This window comes from Pseudomonas sp. DC1.2, assembly GCF_034351645.1.
Taxonomy (GTDB): domain Bacteria; phylum Pseudomonadota; class Gammaproteobacteria; order Pseudomonadales; family Pseudomonadaceae; genus Aquipseudomonas.
The window spans coordinates 4,806,689-4,823,377 of the sequence record NZ_CP133782.1 but is presented as its reverse complement, the minus strand read 5'-3'; the positions used below and the strand labels follow the sequence as shown (position 1 = coordinate 4,823,377).

Sequence of the window (16,689 nt, the reverse complement as noted above, 5' to 3'; positions counted from 1 at the left end):
CGGAAACGGAGAGACACCATGGAGCCGATACTGCAACTCGACAGTGCGCGACTGCTCATGCGGCAGTGGCGCGATGAGGATTTACCGGCGTTTGCGGCAATGTGTGCGGATGCGCAGGTGATGCGCTATTTTCCAGCGTCGTTGAGCCGACTGGAAAGCGCTTCGCTGATCGGTCGGATTCGTGGGCATTTTGCCGAACACGGCTTTGGTTTATGGGCGCTGGAACGCAAGGATACCGGGCAATTCATCGGTTTTACCGGGCTGGCTACCGTGGCCTTCGACGCACCGTTTGTTCCCGCCACCGAGATCGGCTGGCGCCTGGCGCGCGAACACTGGGGTTTGGGTTACGCCAGTGAAGCGGCGTGGACCGCTCTGCGTTGCGCCTTTGACCGGCTCGCGCTGCAAGACGTCGTGGCCTTCACCACGCGAACCAATCTGCCGTCAGAGAAAGTTATGCAGGCCATCGGCATGCACCATGATCCGGCCGATGATTTCGAGCATCCGCGTTTCGCCGCCGACCATCCCCTGCGTCAGCACCTGCTCTACCGCATCACCCGTGAGCAATGGCTGCAAACCTTGCATGGCTAAGCTGGCATGGAGGTTTACAATAGCCGCCACGTTGGCCCGGGCCAGAAACTGAATCGACCGTTGCAGCCAAGACTGCATGGCATTGCTTTGTGTGAGGAGAGCCTGAATGAGCCAAGTGTTGGAAGATCTGGTGGATTTGCTGACCCTGGAACCGATTGAAGAAAACCTGTTCCGCGGACGTAGCCAGGACTTGGGTTTTCGGCAGCTGTTCGGCGGACAGGTGCTCGGTCAGTCGCTGTCGGCGGCCAGCCAGACTGTTGAAGAAACGCGGCATGTGCATTCTCTGCACGGTTATTTCCTGCGCCCTGGGGATGCGGCGTTGCCGGTGGTTTATCAGGTTGATCGGGTACGCGATGGCGGCAGTTTCAGCACGCGTCGGGTGACGGCAATCCAGAAGGGCAATCCGATTTTCACCTGTAGCGCCTCCTTCCAGTACGACGAAGAAGGTTTCCAGCACCAGACCGAGATGCCCAAAGTGGTCGGCCCGGAGAACCTGCCTTCGGAGTTGGAGCTGACCCAGCAGCGCGCGCACCTGATTCCGGAGCACATGCGCGAAAAACTGCTATGCCCGAAACCTATCGAATTCCGCCCCGTCACCGAAAAAGATCCCTACAACCCGCAACCCAGCGATCCGCTTAAATATGTCTGGTTTCGTGCCGATGGCGCGTTGGCGGACTCCCCGGCGCTGCACAAATACCTGCTGGCCTATGCCTCGGACTTTGGCTTGCTGACCACGTCGTTGCTGCCGCATGGCAAATCGGTCTGGCAGAAAGACATGCAGGTCGCCAGCCTCGATCACTCGCTGTGGTTCCATGCCGATCTGCGCGCCGATGACTGGTTGCTGTATGCCATGGACAGCCCGTGGGCCGGTAATTCTCGTGGGTTTTCCCGAGGTAGCGTGTTTAACCGTGCCGGACAACTGGTGGCTTCGGTGACCCAGGAAGGTTTGATTCGTCATCGCAAGGATTGGGCATGAGCCTGGCCGAGGTGCGGCACTGGGTGTTCGACATGGACGGCACCCTGACGGTGGCTGTGCATGATTTCGCGGCGATCCGTGTGGCACTGTCGATCCCTGCCGAAGACGACATTCTGACGCACCTCGCTGCATTACCCGCGGATGAGGCCGCGGCCAAACACGCTTGGCTGCTGGAGCATGAGCGCGATTTGGCGAAAGGTTCGAAGCCAGCGCCAGGGGCGGTGGAGTTGGTGCGCGAGTTGGCGGGGCGCGGTTATCGCCTAGGCATTCTGACGCGCAATGCTCGCGAACTGGCCCACGTCACGCTGGAGGCGATCGGCTTGGCCGACTGCTTCGCTGCGGAGGATGTACTGGGCCGCGACGACGCTCCGCCGAAGCCGCATCCCGGTGGTTTGCTGAAGTTGGCTGAGGCTTGGAAGGTGCCCGCGAGCGATTTGGTGATGGTCGGTGATTACCGTTTTGACCTGGATTGCGGTCGGGCCGCCGGGGCGCGGACAGTGTTGGTGAATGTGCCGGAGAATCCGTGGCCGGAGTTGGCTGATTGGCATGCTGCCGATTGTTTTGAGTTGCGGCAGATGCTCTCGGCTTGACGACCTCATCGTGGGCCGGCTCGCTAAGGCGTCATTTCATGCACTACGGCACTCACCGACTGAACAACACCTTTTGCCCCTCAGGCGAAGTAAACATGCCATCCCCGTTATGCCCAACTCCATGTACTTCGACCAATCGCTGATTCACCCCTTGTGGATGGCGCCGCAGCAAATAATCAAAGAAGTTATGCCCGCGAATCAGCCGATAAGCCCCTTGCGCCTCGGCTTCACAACCCTTGTCCAAGGCAGGATGGTTGGGGTCGGTGTCCTGCTGGCCCAGCAGATAAGTCACGTCACGCTTGATGTAACTGCTTTCGAGTTGGGGAGACGTTTGCCCACTGGCGTAGACGGGCATGTCTGTCAGGCCATACTTCCAACGGTTAAAGCCAGGGCATTGTGTGTGATCGAACGTCACGGGCCGCTGCTCATTGAAATACGCGTAGGAGGAGGGGTTGGCGACCACGTAGCGAACGCTGATGCCGGCGGCGGTGAGCGCCGGTTGATCGTGAGCCAACAGCGCGTAGCGCTGAACCACCTGACCGCCGCCCGAGTGGCCGGCGATGATCACTTCTTTCACGTCCGGAAATTGCAGACGGTCTGCCAGCCGGGCGATGATTTCGTCGAGTGCAGCGTAGGAACTCATGCCATTCGGCCCGGTGGATAAGCCGCCGGCCATCCAGTCGTTGCCACGCCAGCGCAGTAACGTGTCGGGCGCCTGATGCAGGGCAATATCAGTTTCATTGAGAAACTGCGGCGCAATCACCAGCGTGGTCGCGAGTTGTCCCGCATGTTCGGCGGCGTGTTCGGCGCTTTGGCGGTAGGTTTCAGCGTTGCGCAATCGCCCGTGAATGATGATCAGCACGCGTTCGATTTTGCTCGGTGTCGGGCCAATACCCACCGCCATTTCGCCAGCTTTCAATTGCAAGCGTCCGGGGCTGATGTCCTTGACCCCGTGTTCGGCCGCCTGGGTATTTGCGCAGGCGATCAGCAAGACCAGCAACCATTGACGCATCAGAGGTTCTTCGCGGCGAAGGTGTCGCACTGGCCAACCTTGCCTTGGTCGAACCCGGCTTTGAACCAGCGCACCCGTTGCGCCGATGTGCCGTGGGTAAACGAGTCGGGCACTACACGGCCCTGACTTTGCTGTTGCAAGCGGTCATCGCCGATGGCGTTGGCGGCGTTCAGGGCCTCTTCGATGTCACCCGGCTCCAGCCAGTTCAGTCGTTTTTGCGCGTTATTGGCCCAAACGCCGGCCAGGCAGTCGGCTTGGAGTTCCTGACGAACCAGCAAGCCGCCGTCGCCCTCCATGCGCTGGCCCTGTTGGCGAGCGGCCTGAATTTTCGCCGAAACGCCAAGCAAGGTCTGAACATGGTGTCCGACTTCGTGAGCGATCACGTAGGCCTGGGCGAAGTCGCCCGCCGCCGAGAAGCGTTGCGACATTTCTTTGAAAAAACTCATGTCCAGATAGACTTTCTGGTCTGCCGGGCAATAGAACGGTCCGGTCGCCGACGTGGCTTGGCCGCAGGCTGAGTTCACTCGGTTGCTGAACAGCACCAGGGTCGGATTTTTGTACTGCCGACCGGCCTGCTGGAAAATCTGCGCCCAGGTGTCTTCGGTGTCACCGAGGATCGAGCGCACGAACTCGGCCTGTTCATCATTGGCCGGCGGCGCCTTGCGGGTTTGAGGGGAGGCGGGCGCCGATTGCTCACTCATTTGCCCGGTCAGTTGTCCGAGAATTTGCATCGGATCCTGCCCCGTGAGCCAGCCGATTCCAACGATCAACACGATGGCAGTCAGGCTCAAGCCCTTGCCACCGCCGAAGCGCATCCCACCCCCTCCACCGCCGGTGTCATCGCCACGGGCATCGACCACGTTGTCGCTGCGTCGGCCTTTTCTCCATAGCATGTGGGAGTCCTCTGTCTTTTATGGGGGAATAAGGGTGGTGAGAAGTGTTGCTGGTGTGTGTGACAGGCGCCAGTCCGGTCGTCCGGCATTTATCACCTACGTTGGCCGTGCCCGCAACTCCTGGAGGCGGTGAACACTGCTCACGGGTATTGAACACGGACAACCCAGCGAATTCCGTCCATCGATGGTTTTTTGCCAAGACGCCTTACCTGTTACTGGTCGAACGCATCCCACACAGGTGCGAAGTCAGGATTAACCTGGCGTTCGCGCTTTGACAGGCCGGCAATCAATGCGCGGTCTTCGTCGTCCAGCACCACGTCGAGTGCTTGCAGATTGGCCCGTTGATTGACCTCGCTGCTGGCCTTGGGAATGGCCGCGACGCGGGGCTGGTCCAACAACCACTTGAGCGCTACCTGCGCCGGTAGTACCCCGTGTTTGGCGGCGATCTGCTGGATCTGCACGATGCCCGAAACGTTGTTGCGGGCCAGCGGCGTGTAGGCCGTCAGTGCGAGATCGTGTTGACGGGCGTAGTCCAACAGGGCGTTTTGTCCGAGCAGTACGTGGTATTCGACCTGGATCGCTGACAGCGGCGCGCCCAATTGCTCGACGACTTTGCGCAGCAATGGCAGAGGAAAGTTCGCCACACCTATGTTGCGCGCCAGCCCTTGCTCCTTGAATGACACCAGCGTCTCGATTGTTCGGGGCAAGTCCCAGTCGGTTGTCGGCCAGTGGATCATGAACAGGTCGACGTAATCGCTGCGCAGGGCCTTGAGGCTGCGATCCATGGCGTCGCGCATGGCATTGGGCTCCAGTTGATCCCACCAGACCTTGGTGGTGACGTGGATCTGTTTCCGTGGCACAGAGCTGTTGGCCATGGCTTGCCCGACCGCGTCCTCATTATTGTAGGCCGCCGCCCTATCGATATGCCGGTAGCCCAACGTCAGGGCCTGCGCCACGGCGCGGGTGCAGTCCTCGCCGAGCATCGGCCAGGTGCCGAGGCCGAGTTTGGGCATGTTCAAACCTTGAGCGTTAACGATGTGCTGCACGGTCGATCTCCTGTTCGTAAGCCGTTATACCGACGATATGTCGTCCTGCGATGTAGCCGAAGGTCCGCGCCTGGCCAAGATTAATGCTGTCGGCGAGGTAATTCCCGCCCATGATGCTTGCCATGTTGCTGTCCGCGTGGGCTCTGTATTCGATCGTATTACCGGTTTTCAGATAGCCATGCGGATAAAGGATGACAGTGGCAGTTAACACGGCCGAGAGATGCCCTGGCTGTAACGCCGTTGAAAACCATGGGGCCGATAATGCCATGGTCGAAGCCGCCAGCAGCCAGCACGGCCTAGCGCCAGGAGGCGGACCTGCCCTTGGCGGTGCTGGCCACGGCCCACGAACCTGATTGCCCTCGCGCAGCAATTCGCTGACTGGCGCCGACGCAAGTGTCGTTTACAACGCCGACGATCAGTTTTTTTTAGAATTTTATTCCAGAAAATATAAGACTGCGGTGAGGGGCGGCACCCTATGACGTCTTGGAGCGGGCGTTTATCGGAGGTTGGGTTCCATATTTTGCATTCGAATGGTTGTCTTCTAGAATCGGCAAAATCTTGTGTGGAACCTCCCATGGCTGGCAGTCAGATCGAACGTGTTTTCAGCGTGCTGGAAAATCTCACCAGTGACTCTCGCGGTCTGCCGATGCAGACGCTGGCGGAGCAACTGGATATCCCCAAAAGCGCGACCCATCGCTTGCTCGCCGAACTGATTCGGTTGGGCTATGTGCGGCAGAATCCGGAGACCTTGCGTTATCACTTGTCGACCAAGCTGGTGGCGATGGGTTTTCGTTATCTATCGAGCAGCGGCGCGGATATTGTCCAACCGGTGCTTGATCGTCTGGCCCGGGAAACCGGCGAGCTGGTGCGCCTTGGAGTGATCGAAGGGGAGCGCCAGGTCTGGATCGCCAAATCCCAGGGAGCCCGCTCCGGCCTGCGTTATGACCCGGACATGGGCCGCGATGCGCCATTGTTTTACACCGCGTCTGGGCATGCGTGGCTGGCCTGCATGAGCGATGCCGAGGCTTTGTCGCTGGTTGAGCGTCAGGGGGCGGACCGGCCGCCAGAGTTGGGTCCGAATGCGCCACGCTCCAACATTGAATTGCTCGAACGCCTGCGGCTGGCACGCGAGCAGGGTTACGCCTGGGTAGAGGAGAGTTCGGCGGTGGGCACCTCGGCGATTGCGGCGGTGGTGCGCCATCCCAGTGATGGCCGGGTGATCGGCGTGCTGAGCATTGCCGGGCCGAGTGCGCGGATGCCTGGGGCGCGCTTGCATGAGCTTTCGCCGATGTTGTTGACGTTTGCCGAAGAGCTGGCAGCGGCGAGTTTAGCGTCCGAGTTGTTCAGTTAAACCCCATACGCCAACCCATGGCGGCGGCGAGTTCACCGACGATGTCGACTGTAAGCCCGCATTGGCGAGCGGCTACGCGGCCACAGGTCATCGTGGCTCACGCAAAAGTCGTGCGCTGTTCGCACGCTTTTGCGCCTTGAGTGTTTAAGAATATGGAACTAGGTTCTAAATTGTTGAAATTCGCGCTGCCAACAATAATCACAAGAGAACCGTACCTTGACTTCGCCCCTTCGCATTGCCTTGATTGGCGCCGGCATCATGGGCCAGCAGCATAACCAGCACTTGAAAACGCTGACCGAAGCAACCTTGTGCGCCGTGGCCGATCCCGGTCCGCATGCGGCGGGCCTCGCACACGAGTGGGGTGTAGGGTATTGCGCAGCTCAAGCGTTGGTATTACGCCGACCTCGACGCGGGTTGGCATCAGCCTTTGTTCGTGGAGCAGGAAAGCTTTAGTGCCGATGACGCTTTGCGTTTGCAGTTGCAGCATTTCGTGCGCGTTGCGCGCCGCGAAGTTGAACCTCTGATCAGCGCCGCCGATGCCGCCCGCACTCTGGCGCTGGTTTTGGCGATTCGCGAAGCCGCCGAGACGGGTCGCGCCTGCGCACCGGTACTGATCGAGGAATGAGCATGAGCGAGCTAATTATTTCTCTGGCCAGCCTGGCGGTACTGGCATTGACACCGTAGGACGTGGCGGAAATTCTGCGTCAGGCTCGCCATGAACGACGCTTTCCGGGAGAGGGCGATGCTGATTCGCAAGCTTTACTGCGGTGCTTGCCGGCCGATATACCGTTGAGCCTGGAAATTCCCTACCCACACTTGTGGGTGCAGAGTGTGAGCGGGCTGCACCGGGCGCAGATGGCGTTGAGTAAAACCCGTGCATGGCGGTGTTGCGCACCTCTTGCGGACAAGCTCGGCGCATGCCTAGGGTCGGGTGGCAAATCGACGATGTTTTTGATTTCAAGATTTAAGGGATACCCATGACTGTCAGTACCCCCCTCTCTGGCGTAAACAAACCCTTCAAAGGCATTTTGCTGATCGTCGCTGCGACGTTCCTGTTCTCCAGTCATGACGCGTTGTCGAAGTACCTCTCTGGTTTCTATCCGGTGATCATGGTGGTTTGGGCCCGTTATCTGGTGCATACCTTGCTGATGGCCGGCATTTTTCTGCCGCAGTCCGGGCTGCGTGTCCTGCGTACCAAACGGCCGTTGCTACAACTGCTACGCGCGCTGTGCCTGTTGGGCACCAGCCTGTTCTTCACCACCGGGTTATTGTTTATTCCGTTGGCCGAAGCCACAGCCGTCAACTTCCTCGCGCCGGTACTGGTCACCGCGTTGTCTGTGCCGCTGCTGGGCGAGCACGTGACCCGTGGGCAGTGGGTTGCGGTGATGTGTGGGTTTGTCGGCGTGCTGATCATCGTTCATCCCGGCGGCGACCTTTTTACCCCGGCGGTGTTGCTGCCGTTCTGTTCCGCGATGTTCTTCTGTTTCTATCAGTTGCTCACGCGCAAGCTCAGCCAGATAGACAGCCCGACCACCAGCAACTTTTTCGCCGGGTTGTGTAACACCTTGGTTATGAGCGCGCTGGTGCCGTTCTTCTGGCAAGTGCCGAGCCTGGGGCACGGGGTGTTGATGGTGGCGCTGGGCAGTTGCGGGATGACGGCGCATCTATTTCTGACCCAGGCGTTTCGCTATGCCGCACCGGCGTTGCTGGCGCCATTTGGTTATTGCCAGATTGTCTTTGCAGGGCTGTTGGGCTGGCTGCTGTTTTCCCACACACCGACCCTGACCACGGTGGTCGGGATCGCGGTGATTTGTTGCAGCGGGTTGGCGGCGGCCTGGCAGCAGAGTCGTCGGTGAAAGACCAGTGGGAGCGAGCTGGCTCGCTCCCACGTGGGCGGTGATGCGCTTTTACACGGTGACGGCAGGGATCTTGCGCGGTGCCATGAAGTACAGCCAGGTCAGTGCAATGAAGTACATCGCCGGAATCAGGGTGAACAGCACGGTGTAGTTATTGTGGGTGACCGTCAGGATGTGCCCGACCAATTGGGTCATGAACATCCCGCCGATGGCCGCGCACATCCCGCCGAAGCCGAACACGGTGCTCATCATGTGTTTGGGTGTGTAGTCCATCACCAAGCTCCAAATATTGGCGGTCCAGGCTTGATGGGCACCGATCGCCAGCGAGATCGCAAACACCGCGACCCACAGGCTGCTGGAGCCGGCGGCCATGATCACGCCAACGATGCAGCAGGCGAACAGCAACATGGACATCAGGCGCGCCTTGATTGGGTTGATCCCGCGACCGATCAGGAACGAGGACAGAATCCCGCCACCGACACTGCCGAAGTCGGCAGTCAGGTAGATGATGATCAGTGGGATGCCCATCTGGGTCACGTTGATCCCCAGGTTGTATTGCTGATTCAGAAACGGTGGCAGCCAGTACAGGTAGAACCAGAACACCGGTGCGGTCAGCGAGTAGGCAATCGCGAAGGCCCAGGTACCGCGCATACGCAGGATTTTCGAGAACGGCACGCTGGTTTGTTCAGGCTCGACTTCCTGGTGGATGTAGTCCAGTTCTGATTGCTTAACGCTCGGGTGATCTTCCGGGTTGAAGTATTTCAAACCCCAGAACAGCAACCAGATTGCACCCAGTGCCGACATGCACAGGAACGCGGCTTGCCAGCCCCACACTTGGAGGATTAGCGGCAGCAGCATCGGTGTGAACATCGCGCCGACGTTGGTGCCGGCGTTGAAGATGCCGGTGGCCACAGCGCGCTCGCCGGCGGGGAACCAAAGACGTGTGGTTTTCACGCAAGCCGGGTAGTTGGCGGCTTCGGTCAGGCCGAGGATGAACCGGCAAACCATAAAGCCAACGGCCGAAGTGGCCAGGCCATGGGCGCCGGTGGCCAGGCTCCAGAGCAGGACCGCGCAGAAGAACACCCGCTTGACGCCGATCCGGTCGATCAACCGGCCTTGCAGCACGAAACCGATGGCGTAACCCACCTGAAACCAGAAGTTGATGTTGGCGTAGTCCATCGCCGTCCAGCTCATCTCCTTGGCCAGGATCGGTTGCATGACCCCCAGTGCGGCGCGGTCGATGTAGTTCAGGGTGGTGGCGAAAAATACGAGCGCCAGCATGCCCCAGCGGGTTTTACCGACGGCCATGGCGCCGCGGATTTTGTCGCCGATGCCGCTGCTGGCAGGCGTCATGGAGGAACGCCCCATGGGAGAGCTTTGAGAAGGAGTCATGTATAGGCCACCGATTATTTTTATGTGGTGTTCTGGGTCTTTGGTAACCGAAGCCGATCACTCATGACCGGACTCAATGTGCCGTCGATGTTGGGCAGTGGACGAAAAATCGTCAATTCGCCAACTGCCATTGTGTTCGATAATCGCCCATAAAACTAACTGCCTAGTACACTTTGAATTGCTCAATGCACGGACGGGCTCAATAATTCGCTCATTCTATTAAAAGCGGCGCAAATTCCCTGTAGCCGAAGCCTCCACCGGGAGTCGAATTATGCAGCGTTCCATCGCCACCGTTTCCTTGAGCGGCACCCTGCCGGAAAAACTTGAAGCCATTGCTGCTGCCGGATTTGACGGGGTTGAGATTTTCGAGAATGACCTTCTCTACTACGACGGCAGTCCTCGGGAAATTAAACAGATGTGCGCCGACCTCGGGATCGCGATCACGCTGTTCCAACCCTTCCGCGACTTTGAAGGTTGCCGCCGGGATCGCCTGCCGCGCAATCTGGATCGGGCCGAGCGCAAGTTCGACTTGATGCAGGAGCTAGGCACTGACTTGGTGCTGGTGTGCAGCAACGCCTCGCCGGACGCTATCGGTGATGAGCCGGTCCTTATCGACGATTTGCGCTTGCTGGCGCAACGGGCCGGTGCTCGTGGACTGCGTATCGGCTATGAAGCGCTGGCCTGGGGCCGGCATGTGAACACTTATCAACAGGTGTGGAACATCGTTCGTCAGGCCGATCACCCCAGTCTGGGGGTGTTGCTCGACAGCTTTCACACGCTGTCGCTCAAGGGCGACCCCAGCGCAATCGCGCAGATTCCTGGGGACAAGATCTTCTTTGTGCAAATGGCCGATGCGCCGATTTTGGCCATGGACGTGCTGGAGTGGAGCCGGCATTTTCGTTGCTTCCCTGGCCAGGGTGAATTCGATCTGGCGGGGTTTTTGGCGCCGATTATCAAGAGCGGTTACACCGGGCCACTGTCCCTGGAAATCTTCAACGACGGCTTTCGTGCGGCACCGCCTCGGGCCAACGCTGCTGATGGCTTGCGTTCGCTGCTGTACCTGGAAGAGAAAACCCGTCAGCGTCTGGAGCAGGAGGCGCAACCGCCTGCCACGCTCGACATCCTGTTCGAGACGCCTGAGGCCAGTGAATACAACGGCATCGAGTTTCTCGAGTTCGCAGTGGATGAAAGCCTCGGCGCCAAGCTCTCCCTCTGGCTGGAGCGACTGGGATTCGTCAAGGCCGGGCAGCATCGTTCAAAGAGCGTCAGCCTGATGCGCCAAGGTGACATCAACCTGATCCTCAACTCCGAACCGTACTCCTTCGCCCACAGTTTTTTCGAAGCCCACGGCCCATCGTTATGCGCCACCGCCGTTCGAGTCAAAGACAGCGCCAGTGCTCTGGCTCGGGCCGTGGCCTACAAAGGCCAGCCGTATCGCGGACTGGTCGGTCCCAATGAGTTGGAGCTGGCAGCGGTGCGTGCGCCGGACGGCAGTCTGATTTACCTGGTGGATCAACATGCCGACGTCTACGGCACCGATTTCAACCTGCTACCGGCGGCGACTCGGGGCGGCCTCAAGCGCATCGACCACATGGCCATGGCGCTGCCGGCGGACAGCCTCGACAGTTGGGTGCTGTTCTATAAAAGCCTGCTGGATTTCGTGGCGGATGACGAAGTGGTGTTGCCTGACCCTTACGGTCTTGTGAAGAGCCGGGCGTTGCGCAGCCGCGACAGCTCAATTCGCTTGCCGTTGAATATTTCCGAGAACCGCAACACTGCAATCTCACACGCACTGTCGAGTTATCGCGGCTCCGGGGTCCATCACATCGCCTTCGACTGCGATGACATCTTTGCCGAGGTCAGCCGCGCCAAGGAGGCGGGGGTGCCGTTGCTGGATATTCCGCTCAACTATTACGATGATCTGGCCGCACGTTTCGATTTCGATGATGAGTTTCTCAGCGAGCTGGCTTACTTCAACGTGCTCTACGACCGTGATGCACAGGGCGGCGAGCTATTCCATGTGTACACCGAGCCCTTTGAGGGGCGGTTTTTCTTCGAGATCATCCAGCGCAAGAGTGGGTACGCCGGTTATGGCGCGGCCAATGTTGCAGTGCGTCTGGCGGCAATGGCTAAATCGCGAAGTGGTGCGGTACGTCAGGCGAAGTTGTAGGAAATTCGTAAGCACGGGTACGAAACCGCCGTCGCGCAGCTTCCTTCACTGTGCGGCGCGCCTCATAATCGCCCGCCTCTGCAGTGATGGCCGTGAGCCCCAATGACAATGACTTCAGAACTCTCCGTAGCCCCCGACGAACCGATTGTCGAGCCTCGCAAGAGTCGCAAGAACAACCCGGAAAAGACCCGCGAAAACATCCTTCAAGAAGCCATTGTCGAGTTCGTCCAGCAGGGGCTTTCCGGTGCGCGGGTTGATGCGATTGCTGAGCGCATCCATACCTCGAAACGCATGATCTATTACTACTTCGGCAGTAAGGAACAGCTCTACATTGAGGTCCTGGAGAAGCTCTACGGCGATATTCGCAACACTGAAAGCCGCTTGCATCTGACTGCACTGGCACCGGTTGAAGCGATTCGTCGGCTGGTCGAGTTCACCTTTGACCACCATGATCGCAACGTCGATTTTGTGCGCATTGTCAGCATCGAGAACATCCATAACGCTGAGTATGTGAAGCGCTCCGATGCGATCAAGGCGATGAATAACACCATCCTTGACTCACTGGGCGAGATTCTGCGTCGCGGTGCCCTGGAGGGACTGTTTCGTGCGGGCCTTGAACCGCTTGACGTGCATTTGCTGATTAGTTCTTTTTGCTTCTACCGCGTGTCGAATCGCCATACCTTTGGTGAGATTTTTCAGATCGACCTGCCAGAAGAAGCGATCAAACAGCGTCATCGAGAGATGATTTGCGAGTCGGTTTTGCGCTACTTGCAGGCCTGACCCGTGGCGAAGGGGCGGGTCTTCATTGGGCTGCGAAGCAGCCCTTAAGCTCGAAGCCTTAACCTTTCATGCTCTGAAAGTGCGCGAGCATTCGCGGCGCATCCGGCGTTACGCCACTGAACAATTCAAACGCCTTCACCGCCTGAAACACCGCCATGTTGCCGCCATCCAGCGTGCGGCAGCCCAAGGCGCGGGCGTTGCGTAGCAGCTCGGTTTCCAGTGGGAAGTAAACAATCTCTGCCACCCACAGTTGTGCGCGAAGCAGCGTCACCGGCACCGGCGAGCCCGGTAATTTTTTCATGCCCATCGGGGTGGTGTTCACCAGCCCGTCGGCGTTAGCCAGCGTGCTTGGCAAGTCATGACCGGCCACCGCGCGTGCGGCGCCAAAATGCTGATTGAGGTTGTTGGCTAACGCCTGTGCCCGACTGTCGTCCACGTCGAAAATGTTCAGCTGTTGTACGCCTTCGCTCAGCAGTGCATGGGCTACCGCCGCGCCAGCGCCACCGGCGCCCATTTGGACGACACGTTCACGGGCGATATCCTTCAAGCCTCGGCGAAAACCTTCAGCAAATCCCAGGCAATCGGTGTTGTGACCGATGCGCTTTCCATCCTTGAACACCACGGTGTTCACCGCACCAATGCTGAACGCTTCTGGCGACAATTCGTCGAGCAGGGGGATGATTGCCTGCTTGCACGGAAAGGTGATGTTCAGGCCAGTGAAGTTCATGCGCTCGGCGGCTATCAACAGATCGGGCAGCGCGCTGCTGTCGAGTTTTAAGGCGTCGAGGTCAATCAAACGATACAAGTAACGCATCCCTTGGGCATCGCCTTCGTGTTCGTGCAACGCCGGAGTGCGCGAGGCCTGAATACCGGCGCCAATCAGCCCGGCCAGTACCGTTTTGTTCTGAGTCATGGTGTTTATCCCTTGAGGCGTTGGCTGAAATGCTCCAGTGCCAGGCGATACCCGTGGCTGCCGAAACCGCACATCACCGCCAGGGCGATGGCCGACACGAAGGAGTGATGACGGAAGGGTTCGCGGGCGTAGACGTTGGACAAGTGGACTTCGATCACCGGCGCCTCGCTGGCGACCAGGGCATCGCGGATCGCGACCGAGGTGTGCGTCCAGGCCGCCGGATTGATGACGATCCCGGCGCAGCGGCCACGGGCGGCGTGAATCCAGTCGAGCAACTCGCCCTCATGGTTGGTTTGGCGAAACTCTACCCTCAGGCCGAGCTCCACAGCCGCACGACCGCACAGCGCAGAAATGTCCGCCAGCGTCTCGTGACCGTAGGTCGCTGGTTCACGGGTGCCGAGCAGGTTCAGGTTCGGGCCGTTAAGCACCAGAACGATGGGACGCATGGGGTCTCTCCACTTTTTATTTTTGGCATGGCTGGGTTCGAGGTTTCAGCCTGTGCCGATAAATTGTACCAGCTGGTTACTTTGGTCAAATGAAGAGGTGTGGTCTTGGGTTTTTGTGTGCGGTGATCGAACAAGCGCAACAGATCGCAACGCGTCTGTGCGACTGTTCAAACAGTGACGCCAGGCCCGTGTCGCCAAGGTCGATGCGGCAGGAAGGGGGTGGCGAAAGGTTGATATGACCCTGTAAGCACTTACAAAAAAGCCGTCTTGGAGACGGCTGATGTTGTCGGGCGAGGTTGCACTCAACGCCGGGTCAGCAGTACCCCGGATTCCATGTGGTGGGTCCACGGAAACTGGTCGAACATCGCGCATTGGCTAATGCGGTGAGTGTCGTGCAACTGGGCGATGTTGGCGGCCAGGGTTTCAGGGTTGCAGGAAATGTACAGGATGTTGTCAAAGCGCCGGGTCAGCTCGCAGGTGTCCGGGTCCATGCCAGCACGCGGAGGATCGACGAATACACTGCCGAACTCGTAGCTCTTGAGGTCGATACCGTGCAGGCGTCGGAACGGTCGCACTTCGTTCAGGGCTTCGGTCAGTTCTTCGGCAGACAGACGCACCAACGTTACGTTATCCAGCGCATTTTCACTGAGGTTGCTCAACGCTGCGTTGACCGAGGTCTTGCTGATTTCGGTGGCCAGCACTTTGCGCACTCGGGTGGCGAGTGGCAGGGTGAAGTTGCCGTTGCCGCAGTACAGCTCCAGCAAATCGTCAGTACGGTCGCCGACTGCGTCGTAAGCCCAGTTGAGCATCTTCTGGTTCACTGTGCCGTTGGGCTGAGTGAAGGCGCCTTCTGGCTGACGGTAACTGAAGGTGCGTGCGCCGACGTCCAGTTGTTCAACCACGTAGTCGTGACCAATCACCTCGCGCTTGCCTTTTGAGCGGCCGATCACGCTGACGTTCAGCTCGGCCGCCAGCTTTGAAGCTGCCGTGTGCCAGTGCTCGTCCAGCGGGCGGTGATAGCACAACGTGATCATTGCATCGCCGGCCAGGGTGGTCAGGAACTCCACCTGAAACAGCTTATGGCTGAGCGCGGCGCTGGCTTTCCACGCAGCCTTGAGCTGCGGCATCAACTGATTGATGCGCAGGCTGGCAATGGGGAACTCTTCGATCAGGATCGGCGTGCGTTTGTCTTCCTGGGAAAACATCGCGTAGTGACGCTCGCCGGCTTCGCGCCACAGGCGGAACTCTGCCCGCAGACGGAAATTTTTCAGCGGCGAGTCGAACACGGCCGGCTCTGGCGCATCGAACGGGGCCAGCAGGTCACGCAGGCGCTTGACCTTTTCTTCGAGTTGAACGGCGTAGGCCTGGGTATCAAATATCATGCGTTGAACCAACCCAACTTGATCACAAACAGAACCGAGAGAATGACCAGCGCCGGGTTCAGTTCACGGGCGCGGCCAGACAGTAGCTTGATCATGGTCCAGGAAATGAAACCGAAGGCAATGCCGTTGGCGATGGAGTAGGTGAATGGCATGGCCAGGGCCGTGACCACCACCGGAGCGGCGACGGTGATGTCGTCCCAGTCGATTTCGGCCAGGCCGGAAGTCATCAGTACGGCGACGAACAACAGTGCAGGCGCGGTGGCGAACGCCGGAATGCTGGCGGCCAATGGTGAAAAGAACAGCGCCAACAGGAACAGAATCGCGACCACGACAGCCGTCAGGCCGGTGCGGCCCCCGGCACTTACGCCGGCCGCGGATTCGATGTAACTGGTGGTGGTCGAAGTGCCCAACAATGAGCCGGCCATGGCCGCGGTGCTGTCGGCGATCAGCGCTCGCCCCATCTTGGGCATGTGGCCGTCCTTGCCCATCAGGCCAGCGCGCTTGGCGACGCCAATCAGAGTGCCTGAGTTGTCAAACAGATCAACGAACAGGAAGGCGAAAATCACGCTGACCAGGCCAATGTCCAGAGCGCCTTTGATGTCCAGTTGCAGGAAGGTCGGGACCAGCGAAGGCGGCATCGACATCACGCCGCCGAACGGGGTGACCTTCAGCGCGATGGACGCGATGGTCACCACCAGGATGCCGATCAGCACCGCACCGCGAACCTTCAAGGCTTCGAGTGCAACGATCAGGGCGAAGCCCAGGGTCGCGAGAATCGGGGCCGGTTTGCTCAAGTCGCCGAGGCCGAGCATGGTTGCTTGGTTGCTGACCACAATGCCGGCTTTATTCAAGGCGATGAGGGCCAGGAACAGACCGATACCCGCCGCAATGGCTGATCGCAGCGGCAACGGGATGCTGTTGATGATCCATTCGCGAATGCGGAAGATCGACAACAGGAAAAACAGCACCGCCGAAATGAACACCGCCCCCAGCGCTACTTGCCAGGTATGGCCCATGTGCAGGACCACGGTGTAGGTAAAGAAAGCGTTCAGGCCCATGCCCGGCGCCAGCGCGATGGGGTAGTTGGCAATCAGGCCCATTACCGTGGAGCCGATGGCGGCGGCCAGGCAGGTCGCGACAAACACCGCGCCCTTGTCCATGCCGGTCTCGCCGAGGATGCTCGGGTTGACGAACAGGATGTAGGCCATGGCCAAAAAGGTCGTAACGCCCGCCAGAATCTCGGTCCGCACGTTGGTGTTGTGTGCCTTGAGTTGAAACAGCCTTTCCAGCATGT

General features: G+C 59.3%; 16 protein-coding genes and 2 pseudogenes. 9 read left to right on the top strand and 9 right to left on the bottom strand.

All coding sequences use genetic code 11. The features are described 5' to 3' along the window. The first annotated feature begins 18 nt into the window (after nt 1–18). The 3 genes from RHM68_RS21840 to RHM68_RS21830 all read left to right on the top strand — a co-directional run bounded on the left by RHM68_RS21840 (nt 19) and on the right by RHM68_RS21830 (nt 2,154). On the top strand, nt 19–588 hold the full coding sequence (locus tag RHM68_RS21840) for a GNAT family N-acetyltransferase (RefSeq protein ID WP_322219064.1): 570 nt from the start codon (nt 19–21) through the stop codon (nt 586–588). A gap of 106 nt (nt 589–694) precedes the next feature. Continuing rightward, entirely contained in the window at nt 695–1,564 is an 870-nt protein-coding gene (gene tesB / locus RHM68_RS21835; protein ID WP_322219062.1) for an acyl-CoA thioesterase II, read from the top strand. Next, nucleotides 1,561–2,154, top strand: a complete 594-nt coding sequence (locus RHM68_RS21830) for an HAD family hydrolase (protein WP_322219060.1) — start codon at nt 1,561–1,563, stop codon at nt 2,152–2,154. The genes tesB and RHM68_RS21830 overlap by 4 nt, the downstream gene beginning before the upstream one ends. Nucleotides 2,155–2,206: 52 nt before the next feature. On the opposite strand, the gene RHM68_RS21825 is transcribed toward RHM68_RS21830, so the two are convergent. The 4 genes from RHM68_RS21825 to RHM68_RS21810 all read right to left on the bottom strand — a co-directional run bounded on the left by RHM68_RS21825 (nt 2,207) and on the right by RHM68_RS21810 (nt 5,373). Next, on the bottom strand, nt 2,207–3,166 hold the full coding sequence (locus RHM68_RS21825; RefSeq protein WP_322219058.1) for an alpha/beta fold hydrolase: 960 nt from the start codon (nt 3,164–3,166) through the stop codon (nt 2,207–2,209). Beyond that, the gene (locus tag RHM68_RS21820) at nt 3,166–4,059 is read right to left on the bottom strand and encodes a neutral zinc metallopeptidase (protein ID WP_322219056.1); all 894 of its coding nucleotides are present in this window, start codon (nt 4,057–4,059) and stop codon (nt 3,166–3,168) included. Before RHM68_RS21820 ends, RHM68_RS21825 begins: the two co-directional genes overlap by 1 nt. A 212-nt stretch (nt 4,060–4,271) precedes the next feature. Beyond that, nucleotides 4,272–5,105 carry an aldo/keto reductase gene (locus RHM68_RS21815; RefSeq protein WP_322219054.1) on the bottom strand — a complete coding sequence of 278 codons (834 nt, stop codon included), beginning with the start codon at nt 5,103–5,105 and terminating at the stop codon, nt 4,272–4,274. Further along, on the bottom strand, nt 5,089–5,373 hold the full coding sequence (locus tag RHM68_RS21810; RefSeq protein WP_322223959.1) for a hypothetical protein: 285 nt from the start codon (nt 5,371–5,373) through the stop codon (nt 5,089–5,091). The genes RHM68_RS21815 and RHM68_RS21810 overlap by 17 nt, the downstream gene beginning before the upstream one ends. Nucleotides 5,374–5,679: 306 nt before the next feature. Here RHM68_RS21810 and RHM68_RS21805 point away from each other — a divergent pair, with 306 nt between their 5' ends. From RHM68_RS21805 to RHM68_RS21790, 4 genes and pseudogenes are all read left to right on the top strand, one after another. Beyond that, entirely contained in the window at nt 5,680–6,456 is a 777-nt protein-coding gene (locus RHM68_RS21805; RefSeq protein WP_322219052.1) for an IclR family transcriptional regulator, read from the top strand. A 370-nt stretch (nt 6,457–6,826) separates the two neighbouring features. Then, nucleotides 6,827–7,081, top strand: a pseudogene (locus RHM68_RS21800) (gfo/Idh/MocA family oxidoreductase); the annotation flags it as partial. A 59-nt stretch (nt 7,082–7,140) separates the two neighbouring features. Next, nucleotides 7,141–7,332 (top strand): annotated as a pseudogene (locus RHM68_RS21795) (sugar phosphate isomerase/epimerase); the annotation flags it as partial. A 101-nt stretch (nt 7,333–7,433) separates the two neighbouring features. Continuing rightward, nucleotides 7,434–8,312: a DMT family transporter gene (locus RHM68_RS21790; RefSeq protein ID WP_322219050.1), complete on the top strand. Its 879-nt coding sequence runs from the start codon at nt 7,434–7,436 to the stop codon at nt 8,310–8,312. Between the two features lie 51 nt (nt 8,313–8,363). On the opposite strand, the gene RHM68_RS21785 is transcribed toward RHM68_RS21790, so the two are convergent. Further along, the gene (locus RHM68_RS21785) at nt 8,364–9,680 is read right to left on the bottom strand and encodes an MFS transporter (RefSeq protein ID WP_322219048.1); all 1,317 of its coding nucleotides are present in this window, start codon (nt 9,678–9,680) and stop codon (nt 8,364–8,366) included. 295 nt (nt 9,681–9,975) lie between these two features. Here RHM68_RS21785 and quiC point away from each other — a divergent pair, with 295 nt between their 5' ends. Both quiC and RHM68_RS21775 read left to right on the top strand, forming a co-directional pair. Continuing rightward, on the top strand, nt 9,976–11,874 hold the full coding sequence (quiC, locus tag RHM68_RS21780) for a 3-dehydroshikimate dehydratase QuiC (RefSeq protein ID WP_322219046.1): 1,899 nt from the start codon (nt 9,976–9,978) through the stop codon (nt 11,872–11,874). A 102-nt stretch (nt 11,875–11,976) separates the two neighbouring features. Beyond that, nucleotides 11,977–12,654 (top strand): TetR/AcrR family transcriptional regulator, encoded by a 678-nt coding sequence (locus tag RHM68_RS21775; RefSeq protein WP_322219044.1) that lies wholly within the window; start codon nt 11,977–11,979, stop codon nt 12,652–12,654. A gap of 58 nt (nt 12,655–12,712) precedes the next feature. Here RHM68_RS21775 and RHM68_RS21770 read toward each other — a convergent pair whose 3' ends face one another. The 4 genes from RHM68_RS21770 to RHM68_RS21755 form a co-directional block, all read right to left on the bottom strand. Continuing rightward, the gene (locus tag RHM68_RS21770) at nt 12,713–13,567 is read right to left on the bottom strand and encodes a shikimate dehydrogenase (RefSeq protein WP_322219042.1); all 855 of its coding nucleotides are present in this window, start codon (nt 13,565–13,567) and stop codon (nt 12,713–12,715) included. A 5-nt stretch (nt 13,568–13,572) separates the two neighbouring features. Further along, on the bottom strand, nt 13,573–14,013 hold the full coding sequence (gene aroQ / locus RHM68_RS21765; protein WP_322219040.1) for a type II 3-dehydroquinate dehydratase: 441 nt from the start codon (nt 14,011–14,013) through the stop codon (nt 13,573–13,575). Nucleotides 14,014–14,315: 302 nt separating this feature from the next. After that, a complete protein-coding gene (gene trmA / locus RHM68_RS21760) occupies nt 14,316–15,395 on the bottom strand; it encodes a tRNA (uridine(54)-C5)-methyltransferase TrmA (protein ID WP_322219039.1) in 1,080 nt (359 codons plus the stop codon). Next, nucleotides 15,392–16,687 carry an NCS2 family permease gene (locus tag RHM68_RS21755; protein ID WP_322219038.1) on the bottom strand — a complete coding sequence of 432 codons (1,296 nt, stop codon included), beginning with the start codon at nt 16,685–16,687 and terminating at the stop codon, nt 15,392–15,394. Before RHM68_RS21755 ends, trmA begins: the two co-directional genes overlap by 4 nt. Between the last annotated feature and the right edge of the window lie 2 nt (nt 16,688–16,689).

What these genes read in the sequence shown, in the direction of transcription:
- RHM68_RS21840 (WP_322219064.1), top strand. Translation starts at nt 19, where the DNA reads ATGGAGCCGATACTGCAACTCGACAGTGCGCGACTGCTCATGCGGCAG.
- RHM68_RS21775 (WP_322219044.1), top strand. Translation starts at nt 11,977, where the DNA reads ATGACAATGACTTCAGAACTCTCCGTAGCCCCCGACGAACCGATTGTC.
- tesB (WP_322219062.1), top strand. Translation starts at nt 695, where the DNA reads ATGAGCCAAGTGTTGGAAGATCTGGTGGATTTGCTGACCCTGGAACCG.
- RHM68_RS21790 (WP_322219050.1), top strand. Translation starts at nt 7,434, where the DNA reads ATGACTGTCAGTACCCCCCTCTCTGGCGTAAACAAACCCTTCAAAGGC.
- RHM68_RS21810 (WP_322223959.1), bottom strand. Translation starts at nt 5,373, where the DNA reads ATGGCATTATCGGCCCCATGGTTTTCAACGGCGTTACAGCCAGGGCAT.
- RHM68_RS21825 (WP_322219058.1), bottom strand. Translation starts at nt 3,166, where the DNA reads ATGCGTCAATGGTTGCTGGTCTTGCTGATCGCCTGCGCAAATACCCAG.
- aroQ (WP_322219040.1), bottom strand. Translation starts at nt 14,013, where the DNA reads ATGCGTCCCATCGTTCTGGTGCTTAACGGCCCGAACCTGAACCTGCTC.
- quiC (WP_322219046.1), top strand. Translation starts at nt 9,976, where the DNA reads ATGCAGCGTTCCATCGCCACCGTTTCCTTGAGCGGCACCCTGCCGGAA.
- RHM68_RS21755 (WP_322219038.1), bottom strand. Translation starts at nt 16,687, where the DNA reads ATGCTGGAAAGGCTGTTTCAACTCAAGGCACACAACACCAACGTGCGG.
- trmA (WP_322219039.1), bottom strand. Translation starts at nt 15,395, where the DNA reads ATGATATTTGATACCCAGGCCTACGCCGTTCAACTCGAAGAAAAGGTC.
- RHM68_RS21805 (WP_322219052.1), top strand. Translation starts at nt 5,680, where the DNA reads ATGGCTGGCAGTCAGATCGAACGTGTTTTCAGCGTGCTGGAAAATCTC.
- RHM68_RS21820 (WP_322219056.1), bottom strand. Translation starts at nt 4,059, where the DNA reads ATGCTATGGAGAAAAGGCCGACGCAGCGACAACGTGGTCGATGCCCGT.
- RHM68_RS21830 (WP_322219060.1), top strand. Translation starts at nt 1,561, where the DNA reads ATGAGCCTGGCCGAGGTGCGGCACTGGGTGTTCGACATGGACGGCACC.
- RHM68_RS21770 (WP_322219042.1), bottom strand. Translation starts at nt 13,567, where the DNA reads ATGACTCAGAACAAAACGGTACTGGCCGGGCTGATTGGCGCCGGTATT.
- RHM68_RS21785 (WP_322219048.1), bottom strand. Translation starts at nt 9,680, where the DNA reads ATGGGGCGTTCCTCCATGACGCCTGCCAGCAGCGGCATCGGCGACAAA.